The organism is Cryobacterium levicorallinum (genome assembly GCF_004402405.1).
Taxonomy (GTDB): domain Bacteria; phylum Actinomycetota; class Actinomycetes; order Actinomycetales; family Microbacteriaceae; genus Cryobacterium; species Cryobacterium levicorallinum.
Window position 1 is genome coordinate 48,447 of record NZ_SOFE01000006.1, and the last position, 13,385, is coordinate 61,831.

The 13,385-nt window shown below is 60.2% G+C and carries 3 protein-coding genes; all 3 read right to left on the reverse strand.

The features are described 5' to 3' along the window. Positions 1-23: 23 nt before the first annotated feature. The 3 genes from E3O11_RS03435 to E3O11_RS03445 are packed head-to-tail and all read right to left on the reverse strand — an operon-like array spanning position 24 to position 13,383. Positions 24-2,252 (reverse strand): UvrD-helicase domain-containing protein, encoded by a 2,229-nt coding sequence (locus tag E3O11_RS03435; RefSeq protein ID WP_092451448.1) that lies wholly within the window; start codon positions 2,250-2,252, stop codon positions 24-26. Continuing rightward, positions 2,252-8,701 (reverse strand): DEAD/DEAH box helicase, encoded by a 6,450-nt coding sequence (locus E3O11_RS03440; protein ID WP_092451446.1) that lies wholly within the window; start codon positions 8,699-8,701, stop codon positions 2,252-2,254. Before E3O11_RS03440 ends, E3O11_RS03435 begins: the two co-directional genes overlap by 1 nt. Next, the gene (locus E3O11_RS03445; protein WP_092451444.1) at positions 8,698-13,383 is read right to left on the reverse strand and encodes a DNA methyltransferase family protein; all 4,686 of its coding nucleotides are present in this window, start codon (positions 13,381-13,383) and stop codon (positions 8,698-8,700) included. The genes E3O11_RS03440 and E3O11_RS03445 overlap by 4 nt, the downstream gene beginning before the upstream one ends. Positions 13,384-13,385 lie beyond the last annotated feature (2 nt).

Consider the following 13,385-nt stretch of genomic DNA (forward strand, 5'->3'; position numbering starts at 1 on the left):
TGTCCGCCCGTTCCAGCGCGCCCTCACCGTGGCGGTGTCGTCCCCAGCAGCGCCGACGGCTCACCACTCCACGACACGACCAGCTCGTCGCGTGCCCGCGTTGCAGCAACGTAGAGCAGCGACCGCTCGCGAAGTAGAGCATCCGGGCGTTCCGCCTCGGCGAGTTGCTTCAGTAGGTGGATGTTGGGCAGCGTTTTATCGCCGAGGCCGAAGAGTAAGACACGAGCGAACTCCATACCTTTGGCTCGGTGCATGGTGAGGGCCTGCGGGTATCCGGTTGTGGCCTTGCCGGAATCAAGGGCCCGCACTGTGACACCGCGTTCAGCGAGGCCAGAGACGACACGATCTCGCTGACCACGATCGCGAACGAGTATCCCGATGGACTCGGGTTCACCGCCGGTCTCGAGCCATCCCGCCACGATTGTGGCAGCGCCATCGAGCTCTTCGGCGAGACTCGTGTACGGTCGCAACGTTGGCTCCGGGCCGCTCCTCGCGGAGCGATAGTCCGATGCTTTCTCCTGCCCTTCCTCGAGGTCCACGAAGTGAATTCCGCTGAGCAAACTGATCGCATAGGCCAGGTTCTGCGCTGTCGTTCGATAGTTCAGCGTGAGACGTTGGGAGCGCCCGACAATCTTGATCCCGAACTTGCTCAGGGCAACGCGCTGGCCGTAAATGCGCTGGTGCGAATCCTCGGCGATGAAGAGGTCATTTGCGCCTTCACCGACGAGAGCACGTAGTAGCAGCCAGTGGGCTGCGGTCAGGTCTTGGCCCTCGTCGATAAGCACGTGGTCTGCCTGAAACTGTCCCGTGGCCGCGGATGCCGCGCGCAGGTGATCCGCGGCGATTACGTTGGCCTCGTGGTAGTCGATGGAGGCGTTCATCCGGGCAATGCGCCGGTACGCCTCGATCACTGCCCAGACGTGGCCGCGCTTGCCGCGGTCCAGGGCGACGCCACGTCCGGCCCGACGCACTGAGAAGTAGCCGTCCTTGTCGGTGATGCCGTTGGCCAAAACAATGGCCACGTACTCGCCCTCGAAGAACGCTTTGTTCTTCAGGTCCTGGGGTAGCTCACGTCCCGCTACGTCGATGGCTTCTGTCCAGAGTTCACCACTGCTCCGGCTGCCAATGTCCGTGGTGCGAACGCCGAGAATCCGCTCGACAGAGTCAGCGATGGTCGCTCCGGCGTCCTTCAAGACTGCGCTGGCCACGGCATCCACTGTCGAGATCCAAACGCCGGAGGTACCGAGTGTGGGTGCGAGCGGGGTCGCCGGGTCGAGCCGAAGAATGTCCGTTCGGAGTGCATCGGCCAGGTTCGTCGTGAACGTCGTGATAATCGTGCGTGACTCAGGCTCGCTCGTAGTGAGGTGGTGCGCGCGGTGGAGCACAACGACGGTCTTGCCAGTTCCGGCACCGCCGGAAAGTCGAAAAGCGCCATTGAAATGCTTTGTGGCATACTTGCGTTGTTCTGGGTGCAGGAAGGTGCGCCAGGCGCCGAAGTCGCCGCCCTCGATGACTTGGCGCAGCTCGTCGTTGTCCTCGATGAAGGCGAATTCCATTTGTGCGGCGGGGTGCTTGAGCGCACGGAGCAGTTCGTCGTCGGCGGTAGCGGCCGTATCAGGCGTGTATTCACCCAAGCCGAGCTTCGCTTTGACCTCATGGATGGGGGTACCCACGGCTAGGTCGAGAAGGGCCAGCCCTTGCCATTTCACGGCCGCGTCAATGAGGGCGTTCAGCTCGGTGTCGTTGGCCGCCACGGCATCGGTCGCGAGGCTCAGTTCGATGCCGAGCGATTCAACGAGTTCTTGAACATTGTGGCCTTCGAGCGGACCGGGCTGAATAACGGGCGCAACTGGCCCAGAGGGTTCGGCGATGAACGGTGGTGCAAGATGACGCGGAGCCTTACCTGCATCGCTGCCAGTTGGAGTGCTGGCAATGACGAGCTCAGCGACGCCGTTGACCGGGTTGATCGTCAGAATCCGGGTTCGCGCCACTTCGATGGCTTCGTCGTGCAGCCAGGTACCGATGTAAACGTAGTGTGCGTCGTCGCCGCCCTTCACTTTGAAAATCACTGCACGGTTGGCCAGGTCGACGCGACCGGTTCGCGCCCGCGCATCAGCGGCGTTGTGCATCTTTTCGATGTGCAGCCCGGCGGTGGTGTCATCCTTGCCGAGCTTTTCGAGAAACGCGTACGCCTTCGTCCTCAGCGCAGGTTCCATCTTCTTGGTGTCGGGTTTGAGGATGATGGTGGGCATTACTTTGCTCCTACCTGCGCGAGCGCATGTTGAACTGCATCAATCGACGCTTCAATAACCAGCCATCCAGACAAGGTCAAGTCAGCGCGGTCTTCGTCACTAAGGTTCACATCGGCGGCGATGCGTTGATCAATCCAAGCCACGGGAACGGGTATCCCGTCCCCGGTCTCGAACCCGACCTGTGGCACGGGGATCCCCGGCGTGGCAGCCAGCGATCGGACGAATTCTTGCTCGAGGGGTGAATACGCCAGTGTGATCGCGGCGGTCCACTCGGAGGTGAAGTCTGTGGCGCCTAGGCGCGGCGAAGTCGCGGCTGGGACGGCCTTTGCGCCAACGTCCACCTGGGTCAGCGCACGGATGGTCGTCGGTGCGGTTCGCAGACCGGTCAGGTTCGCCAGACGCAGCCAGGCGCGCCAGCCGCCGTTGTCTTCCTTGGCCAGCGCACTTCCCCGGTTGTCGAGGATGATCCCCATCTCGACGCCGGAATTCATTCCCAGGCTGGGGTCCATGATCCGGCAGACCACAGAGAGGAATCCGTCCCGGTGCAGCCACGCTGGGTTCCCGGAGGTCGCGGCCGCTTCTTGAGCCGGGGTCGTCAGGTCGATGGCTGCCCGCTGGGCCGCGGACGTGTGCTCGTCAAATACGACGCTTGTCGAGCTGGAGGCGAGCAACCAGGGCAACGCGTCCGCGAGTCGAGCCCATTCGTCGGGTTGCGGATTGTGCACCCATTCGATCAGCTGCGAAACCGGGTCGAGACTGATCAGGTTGAGAACGGCAGGCCGCAGTGAAAACTTTGTCATCACGCGGGCCGAGGTACCTGCGTCGATCCAGGAGGGCACCATGCTGGCGCCAGCGGTCGGTTCGAGATCTTCCCACGTAATAGCCATCACGTGGTATCCGGCATCACGGAGTCCTTCGCGCTTTGTGGCATCGTCGGCAAGCCGGTTGTGGTTGGCGCTGGCATGAAAAGTCCAACCATCGGTAAATATGGCGATCCGCGGCACGTTGACGTCCTGGGTCGTGAGCACGAAGTCAGGTTTACAGTTTGCGAGCTGCTCCTGAGGAACCAGCGTCCACGTTTGGTGAGTGGTAGGCATCGTAAATCGCACCCGGTTGCCGGTCGGGCCCGGAATCTCCTTCACGGTGGCGCCGGCTGCGGTCAAGCGCTCGATGAACTTCACTCGGAACAGTTGCTCGAGCAGCGATTCGTCGCTAGGAACGCTCGTATCCACCTTGGAGACCGCCCAATCGTCGAATAGCGGGACCACGTCAATGGGCGCCTCTGCCGTCGTACCGCTCGACAAGAGCTGAAAGAGATAGCGTTCCGCGGTCGCTCGTGAGACAGAATCGATCTGCCAGGGCGTGGCAAATGGCAGCAAGCACTTGTGACAGGCCAGGCGCGGTTCATCGCGACAGGGGCAGGTCCGAACTTTCTGCCAGGCGCTATGGATGATCTCCCAGACACGCTGAGGGTCTGCGAACTCGGCGAGGTAGCCGGTGCCGCCGGGTACCACGTCGTGAATCAGTAGAGCATCATGATTGACACCATCAGAATCGGTGGTGGGATCGACGACTTGTGCAATCTGAATGTGGTCCGGCGCGCCGCCTAACTGTTCTCGCAGTCCGAGTAGAAGTGCAGCGGTCAGGCTGGGGCCGGCGAACTTATCGCCGAGGGTCATCGCGGCCGGCAGCCGGATGAGAGCACCCTGGGTCGTCAGGGTATGCGACAGCGCGATTTCGCGCGGATTCTCTTTGTCTGACTTGCGATATCGGCACCATGCACGGTGTTCTTCGGGTCGGTTCGACTTCGCCGCGGTGTCAAGTTTGCCGCAATGCCCACAGACACGAAATAGCGGTGCTGTACGCTCTTCGCCTGCCACCATCCGGGTCGCGCCGAAGCCTCCGGAGCGGCCCATATTGAGCCATTTAATGTCGACTTTGTGCAGATACTTCACGCCGAAGTCGTAGCCGTCCAGGAACCATTGGTCGGTGACGAAGGCGGGGTTGACGTCGGCGGCCACGACGATGTTGAAATTCTCCCGCTTGCGTTCCTCGCGACTGTCGTTGATTGAGGACTCGTCGCGGCGCACCTCAGCCGACACGCGCTTGATTTCGACGACATCGATGTGCTGCGTCATGTCAGCGATTGATTTGCTGTTGCAGCGTGGGCAGACCTCCACGGCCACGATTTCACCCGTGGTTTGCGTGTCCTGGCCAAAGCCGCACTCGGGGCAGAATACCCATGGGCGTACCTCTGCGGCGTTCGCTCCCAGATCAACAGCGTCGATCAGCACTTCGAGGCCCTGCGCGTAGAACGTGGCACCCGGTGCGAGCTCGCTCAGAGCGACGGATGCGCCGCGCTTGTACGCAATGGCATCGCTCTCGTACCCGCCGGTATCTGGGTCGAACCAGCTCAGAGACACGTCGAGGCTGACCGAGTCGTCGAGGAGCGTGTAGTTCGGGAGGATGCCGTACTCCTCGAGAACACTGATCCAGTGCACTCCGCGCAGATCGAACAGCTGGCCTCCGGTGAGTTTGAGCGTTGCCCGTGCTGAGCGTTCCGCCCTCTTCTCATCGTCGGTCGCGGCCGGTGATTCAGCCTTGAGCTTCAGCTCAGGCAGGACCGCCTGAATGGCCGTTCGGCGGAATTCCAGCTCTTCCACTGTCTTCGCCCAACGGTGCGAGGCGTCGAACAGATGGGCAGCGAGCCCGCTGGTCCCGTGGTCGTCGCCAGGAATGACCCAACTGGTGAGAGCAGAAACGGCCGTCATCGCGAGACCGTCAAACGTGCCCAAGAACCGGTCGAGGTGACCCTGTGCATCCGCTTCAGAGAATGCGATGAGGTCACCGAGGAACGTGTCTCGCGCCGCACTGCCAATGGCGGCCTGGGCCTTTCGTGGGTGGCGTCGACTGTCGTCGCGAGCAAAGACGTCCATGAGGTGGGCCACGAACTGGCGCTGCAAAATCTCCTCGGCATTTAGATACGTTGCCGGCGGCCGAACCTCTCCGTTGATGACTGAGAGTGGGTCCCCGAGCTTGGGAAGGTGCTCCCCGCGTCCACGCACGAATACAAGCGACAAAGAATTTCCGGTTAGGCGACCGGCGCGACCCACGCGCTGCAGATAGGAGGCGACGGAGCGCGGGAGCGACGAGAGGATGACGGTAGACAGATCCCCGATATCGATACCCATCTCCAGCGTGGGCGTAGCGACCAACACGTTTGGGGCCTGCGGGTTATCGGCGCTGCTTTTGAACTGGCTTTCGTAGCGAAGGCGAGTTTCATCGTCGAGCAGTCCGGTGTGTTCGCGGGCGACGACTCGCCGCATGCGTGACGAGCTATAGAGGCTGCGGTAGTAGTTGTCGTCCCGGCTGTGTCGGGCGAGCGTGCCGGGACACCGCACGAACAGGCAGGGCGCACCTTCGAGCTCGGTAATGACGGTTAGGGATCCGGGGTTCTGAGCGTGACAAATTTCGCACTCCAAGAAGTGGCGTCCCGCCGTGAGGTCAGCGAGTTGCACTGCCGACACAACGACTGCTTGAGGGGACAGTGAATACACCTGGGCGCCGGAATCCGCATTCCCCACGTTGAGCAGGCTCGCATCAACGAGACGCTGCATCAGCGCCTTCGCAAAGCGCGCACCCTCGTGAGGCGTGACGTTCAGACATTTACCCGCCCAGCGCGAATACCAGCTCTGGGCAGATGTCACCGGGTCGAGATTGCCGGCATACTTTGCCCCGCCGACGGTGCCGCCGATCCGGGCAAAGGCCGGAGCCTTGCGACCCTTCGGGAAGGCTGGCATTCCTTGAGAGCGTGGCCGGCCACCCCAGACGGGATAACGATCACCGTCGCTCTGGATGTACTTATCCAGCCACGGGTGCTGAATGCCGCCGCTCTCTCGCAGATGCTCCAGAACACCCCGAACCCAGGCCGCGAGCTGGGCATCCGTGGGTTTGCTGTGGCCGAGCTCGGTCTGCACCTCAACGGTGTCGAGCAGCGATCGGGCCACGGTGACAAGCTTTTGGGTACTCCCCACCTCGACTTCGGCAACCACGCTGCCAGTCATCCCGAGGGTGCGACCCACACGCGAACTGAGCCCAAACTCAAGAAGAGCATCGAAAAGTAGACGACGACTGACACGCGTGCGGGTGCTGGGTTTCGACTGGGACAGCTTCTCGCTCTGCCAGAAGTCGACGAACTCGTCCCTGTCCGCGTAGTCGGGGGCGATGAGCTGGTACCGCCGTGACTTGTCGTCGCCAGCAAGCCGAATCGTCTCAGCGACGAGCTCATCGAGGTTTAGCCGCCCTGAACCGACGGCGTCGCGAAATATGGAACGTAGAGAAAGCGCGTGGGAACGACTCTGAACAAACCCGGCGCGGTGCGCGGCGTCCTGAACACTGTCGGTGAAAACCAACGCCTTCTTCTCAACCTCATCGAGCGTGGCCGAGCCAAACAGATTCGACAGGGTTACAGAGAGCAACGTGGCAATGGCGCTACCCATGAATCGGATGCCGTCACTCTGCTGACACGACGGGCAATCGTCGTTGCTGGACTCATCGCCGGCGTCGGGGCCCGTGTGAGTAAGCACTGGGATGATGTAGCCGTCAATGAAGTCAGCGTCGTCGTCCGCGGGTCGGGCCTGTTCCAAGACACGGTCTTTCGTGTGGAACCAGCGCAACCCCTCAACCTCGGGCACCTTGCCGGGGACCGTCATCGCTAGGTGCAGAGCTGGGTCAGCTTCCCTTGGCGCGAACAGGAGCGCTCGGAAGCGTTCGCCGTGCTGCAGGTGATTGCGCCGAATATTCGTGTCGTCCATATCGAGGTTGGAGCCCGTGGGCGCTAATTGAACGCCCCAACCTGATCGACCACAATGGCGGCAGTACACCGCTGGAAAATAGGCGAGGTAGGGGTCATCGACCCCATCGTCCGTCTGAAAACCGGTCGGCACTCCATCGTCACTCCACCGGTACTGCACGTCAGCGGTCGTGGCACGATCCACTCGGCTCAGTTCGCGCACCCATAGGTGCACATCCACACTCGCCGCCTCACGCCCTACGACCTTTCGAACATGGCTGAGCATGGCGATGACGTTGTGCAGAAATGCATGCCGCACCGCATCGCGCGACGTCTCGGTTTCCGTCGCTCCAAGTGCTCTGGAGAATACGCGCTTGGCCAAGTCCGCCACCGAGATAGATTCGGCCGTCGCCGCGATGAGACTGCGCAGGAACGGATGACCTTGTGATGCAGCCAACAAGACCTCATCATCGAGGTCACCAGACCCAGCGAAGAGATTGTCCGGATCGAGATAGAGGTGTTGCAGGACAGTGCGGCAGATAGCGGATGACTCTGCCGCGGGGCCGAGATCGGTGACGGCACTGCTGAGGTCGGCAAGAACGCGCTCGTCAACGTCGAGCACTTCGATACCGTATGAGAGAAGCGTTGGGCCGGCCTCCGCAGACCAATCCTCAAGGCCAAGTCGCGTTTCGGTGACGACTGAACTTTCATCGAATTCATCGCCAAACACGGTCTGAGCGAATCGCAGCATGACTGCTGGGTCGCCTTTGTCGCCAAGCGTGGCGGAAGTTGCCACGGGTGTGATGCGGCCCAGCGGGCGAGCTCGATCGGCGCTGGAGATTTCACTCGCGTCGTCAGCCCAGTGGCTCTTCAGCGTTAGACCCAGCCGGCGCAGCAACATGGCCACATCGGTGCCCTGCGCTCCGTCGTAGGTGTGAAACTCGTCGAGAACCACGTACTGAAGGCTCAGGGCGCTCTGCTTCCAAAGTGGAGCGTCTTCGTTGCGGAGCAGAAGTTGGTCGAGCATCTTGTAGTTGGTGAGCAAAATGTCCGGCGCTGTGTCGCGGATGATGCCACGATCGTTAATCAGCCCCGCCGCGCTCACCTTCGTTCGCTTGGTGTCCTGCTGACCCGTGTAGATGGCAGCGGTCACTGCGCCGAGAGCCGCATGAGTCGTGAGAAGCTCGGTGAGACGTTTCGCCTGATCGTTAGCGAGCGCGTTCATCGGGTAAAGGATCAGCGCTTTCATGCCGGTCACGCCCGCCTTCTTCGCCCGCAGAACGTGGTCGAGGATCGGGTTGAGAAAGGCCTCCGTCTTGCCGGACCCTGTTCCTGTTGTCACCAAAGTGGGTAACGGGCGGGGCTTCTCGTCGGTCAGATTCGCACTGCTAAGGCGGGCGAATGCCTCGGCCTGGTGGCCGTAAGGAGGAAACCCCTCGTACCAATCGAGTGCGTCGCGCCAGCCATCGGCGGCTGGTTTGAACGGCAGTCGAAGACGCACGTATGGTCCCTTGAAGATGCCATTTACGGGATGCGCGAGAAAATCGTCGAGAGCCAATTGCGCGTCGTTGTCGGCGAGGGCAAACGCCGTCGTCAGATAATTGGTGAGGCCCTCCTGCAGATCACCGGCCTGCAGGGTAGGGAGCAGTTCACTCATGAGCGCCGCCTTGCGAGGATCTTTTCGAAGTGTTCATAGGCCCGACGCATGTCCGCTTCTCGATCTAAATGCAAGAAAGGAAGTTCGTAGGTGTAGACATTCTTAGATTCGTTTAAGAGTGTAAAATCTTCAATCGCGAGCTGCTCGCTGTGACTGCGGTATTTGCTCGCCAAGATTTTCGGGACCATTCGACCATTTCGGTCATACATATTCACCGACTGGTCATACTTCACCTGTACTGGAAATTGGGTTCTGTACACGGCGCACAATTCATCAATTGTGATTTTCAGCTTCAAAGCCACAATGACGTCAATCTCAATCAGGGCTAAACGACGTTCTTCGGCAATCCGCAGGGGCACGGTCTCGTCCCAGGTACGCGGGATGCATCCCAAAGCTGATGATGGAGACCCGAGAACGTTGTAGGTCCAAGTGTCCGAAAGAAATTCGTCACAGAAAGTTTCTGCGTATAACTCGCTGTAGGCATCGGTCATACAATTGAGCCGCAGAGTGCGCAGCAGTAAGTAATTGTCCAAGGGGTGACTGCTGAAGTGCGGAAGGCGATTCACAACTTGGCGGCTAATCGTGGCGGGCTGGCTCGCTCGGACCCAAAAATCAGAAAGCAAACTCGAGAGTGTCGCGGCTACGAGAACCGTTTCTATTGAGCCAGCGGTCGACGCAGCGGAAACGACAGCATTAATATGCGCCGAACCAGGTGGAATAATCGCCGATATTAGCGTCCTTTGATTTTTCGTGTTCACCATATTTCGCCAAGCAACGCGATATGTGGCTCGTGCAGGGGTCTTGTCCTGACCCCAGTGAGTATAGGAAGCGTCGTACCTAGTCGTTTCGCCCGATGCGCGATAGGCGGTCACTGGAATTGATTTGGTGCCGAGGGCCTCCAGGTCTGTGGACGACCAATCTTGGTTGTGCCGCGTCCCTTCGTTCGGCGTCTTGTATCTGGGGGAACCCACGAATATGTGCGGCCCTTGAAGGATGACTTGACTCCAAGATGAGGCAGCGCCCCATTTTTTTACGAAAAGGCCTCTGTCAAAATCAGTTTTCTCGTTCCACCCCTGCGAGAATTCGAGGTTCGCAGCGCCAATCCGTTTCGAAGAAGACGCCATTTTTGCTAAAACGTTTGAGATAGAGCGATTGACGGTGAAAAGCATCCGTGTCTGCAGAGCAGGGACTCCACTGCTTTCCAAGACTGCGTGCCAAGTGGCCAGAACGGCGCGGTCTACCTCAACGATTCGTGCCCGATGCGATCGCAGATCCCACTTACCAGCAGGGGTCTTGAGTCCTGGTTCTTGACCCGATCCATCATGCTGCAGCGAACCGGAGACCGTCGAAGGGTGACAAAGGCTCGAAGCCGTCAAGAAAAAGGGATCGGATTTTATTCGTCCGTAAATGTGCACGCCGAATGAGATCTGGTCGTGTATCTCAAATAGGAGGAGCGAGTTGAAGAATTGCCAGTGACGCCTAAGCCTGCTGTAGGTGACCGAGCGAAGAAACCCGGCCTTTTCCTCCGTTAAGTGCGTCTCAGGATGAAGTAGGCCAACAATTCCGTTCGGCGAAAGGTTGCGCCAGGTCTGCTCCATGAAACAGCGGTAAAGGTCCGGGCGGAGTTTTGTCAGCGTTGGAAATCTTGAAGGATGCGAAACAGATTCGCGAGTTCCGGCCATCACGGTCAGGTCGGCCAAGATTGACTCACGGGCACCGACTCGGGCGATCGTTTCATCTCGTCGGCTTTTATACACATCTGGATCTGGTTTCGTAGTGAGTGCCCACCAGGCGTCAAATTCTGCAAGCGAAGCGGTCTCGTCCCAATCTGGCCGAACCCATGGCGGGTTGCCGACTTGCAGATCAAATCCGCCCGCTGCGAAGACTGCAGCAAAATCAAGTTCCCAATGAAAAAAGCCCTGACGATCAGCCAGTTTCTCGCATACGGTCAGCCAAGGGTTTGCAGCGATGACAGTGGAGCTGGAAATGACACCCGCAAAGGCAAGGTCGAACTCTTCAGCTTCGTTGAGTTCACCCCACGACGATCCACCGCCCAGTGCGACAGCGCCATGTGCGGTGCTGGTCAGCTTCTGCTCTTCCTGCCGACCGAGCAAGCCCTGACAGGCGTGAATCCATTGATCAAGCGTGGGCGGTTGAACGCCACCGATTTCCTCGTCGGTGAGCGGCCAAAACCATAGCGCGTTCCACGCATCCATAACACGGCGCAGTCGGCGGTAAGCCCCATCAGCATCCGTAAGCGCAGCTTCAATTTGGTCTCGCCGTACGGTGCCACCTCGGGGTGCTGGAGGCGCACCCCAGATTCCTACGTCGCGGCGGATTTCCTGCTCGGCGACCTGGAGTCGCCTCAGAGAAAATTGCCAAAGGACTTCAACACGTTGAGAGAGCTCGAGGAGTAACTTCACCTGAGTCTTGTTCGGCTTCGATCGAATCCCGGCCCGCCAGGTCTTGAGCCTAGCCTGTGCGTCGCCCGCGAGTCGCGAAGCGTCCTTCGTGTCGACGACCGCGCCCCATCCGGTCGACGGTAAAAGGAAGTGATGAATCTTTCCCGAGGTCGCCCGAGCGGTGACGCCGTCGCGGAGGTTTTCGGCGAGTTCAGTAAGCGGAACATCCGTTGGAGTGGCCGTCAACCACGATTTGTCGTTCAGCTGCGCCGTGGAGTAGACCGCGCGGCGAGATCCGATCAAGGAGTTGCCCCGGCGCAGGTGCAGGCCGAACCATGGGGCGTTGAGGCCCTTGAGCATGGTGTCGAGCCAGAGCGAAATCTCAGCGAGCTCGACAGCCGTGGCGTTGAGGTCGACGCCGTAGACCTGGTGCAGCGCAAGGTATGCCTTGACCTCTTGCAGTCGGCGCGGGTACTCATCTGCGTCAATTCGTTCGCCGAGTTCGTCTTGCTTGCGCTTGAGATACTCGGCGGCGAGCTGACGCACGGCTTCGATGGCGAACGCACCAGAGCCGAGGGCTGGCTCGCACATAGTGAGGGTCAAGATCTCATCTGCCGCCGTGACGGTGTCGTTCTGGTCGAGAAGTTCTTCGAGCGCCTGGGACACGACGAAGCGGGTCAGTACCTCGGGTGTGTAGTAGGACGCCGACTGTTGGCGTTCGCGGCCAGCGAGGCGAAACACGAAGGTGCCCTTCGAGTGCAGCACCGGCGTGGATTCGTCGGTGTCGGCGTTCTTCGTGGTGACGAAGTCCTTCTTTGCAATGGAGCCGGAGCGGTCGACCGGCACTACCCACGAGCCCTTACTGGCGTCGCCGTCTTTGGCCACCTCGTACATGTCAGATTCGGCAAAGAAGCCGGTGTACGACATGAGTCCTTCGTAGACGGCGCCAAGCTGGTTGATGCCCAGTTCGGAATAGGAGATGAACCCGCGATCGCGCCCCTTCACTTCTTTGCTCAGCAGAAGGTGGCGGAGCACGTTTTGTACGGCTTCGTTGCCAAGTCCAACCTCGTTGATGTACGTCGTCGCTTTAGGCAAGAACAGGTCGGCCTTGAGGCTATCGAAGTGGAGGCCTGGGACATCCGTTGAGGCAAGGGCGCTGTCGGTCGTAGCGTCGCTACCGTGCGAGTCGGAGGCGGGCATGTGGCCCTCGTCGACAAAGTGGAAGAGTCGCGCCAATGACTGGTACAGGTGAGTACCCGACCGAGCCTGGGTGCTGGCGAGTTCGACGAGGGTGAGTTCACGTAGCCGATCGAGGCCATAGCCCTTCTCGTAGTCGCCGGCGCCGACCGGCAGCACCCCGAGTTCCGGTGACGCCTCGGCGAATAGCAGAAAGAGAATTCGGTACAGAAAACGCAGGGATTGCTTGGCGAGTACCTGACCGTCGATGTCGTCAAGCGGCAGGCCTTGTGCAACCCGGCGCACGAGAACGTCGTTGGCGATGAGCTCGATGGACAGGCGGATGCCTTCACGCAGGTCCTGGGAGACGCCCACGGTGTGCTTGACCGATTGTTCGAAGATGGTCGTCCACCAGAGCACGCCATCTGCGCCGGGAACCACAGACTCGGCTCCGAGCATGGCGAGTGCTCGGTCAATTTCGCCGCCCTTCTTGTCGTCTTTCCGCTCGCATACCAGCTGCAAGTCGATCGCGGCGTAGCGGCCCTCGGCCCAGCGTTCGCGCTCGGCCAGTAGCGCCCAGCGCCCCGCCAGGATCACGATGAGCTTGGGGCTACCTTCTTGAAGAAACAGTGCCGACAGCGTGCGTGCGGCGGATGTGAGTGTTGTCTTGTCGTCGAGATGGAATGGTACGAGAAGGCTGTCAGCATCCTTTTGGAGCAGGTCGTCGATGGTGTCGACGGGTTTTGCTTCGATCAGAAACAGTCCGGCGCCTTCGGTTGCCCAGGCATCTCGGATAGCGAGTACCGGCCCTGTGCGGTCGACGGAGGAGGTGCCGCCTTCGTATCCGAGTACGCGGCGCAGGGTCGTGTAGATGCCAGTGACAGCGGTCGGGCTCTCAGCCAAGTTGGCCATCGCTGTCTCGAGGGTGCCTCGTGCCTCGAGAAAGCGGCTGCGCACCGTGGCGTGACCTTCTGCTTTGGCTTCGTCCCAGGTCTTGCGGAGTTTTACCGCTTCTGATTGAAACGACTCGCTCTTGGCATCCGTTGTGAAGTAGTGCTCGCTGATCCAGTCTTCACCGATGATGATTGCATCTGAGGTGGCCATGA

Excerpts from the sequence above, each read along its gene's own strand:
- E3O11_RS03440 (WP_092451446.1), bottom strand. The coding sequence starts at position 8,701 with ATGAGTGAACTGCTCCCTACCCTGCAGGCCGGTGATCTGCAGGAGGGC.
- E3O11_RS03445 (WP_092451444.1), bottom strand. The coding sequence starts at position 13,383 with ATGGCCACCTCAGATGCAATCATCATCGGTGAAGACTGGATCAGCGAG.
- E3O11_RS03435 (WP_092451448.1), bottom strand. The coding sequence starts at position 2,252 with ATGCCCACCATCATCCTCAAACCCGACACCAAGAAGATGGAACCTGCG.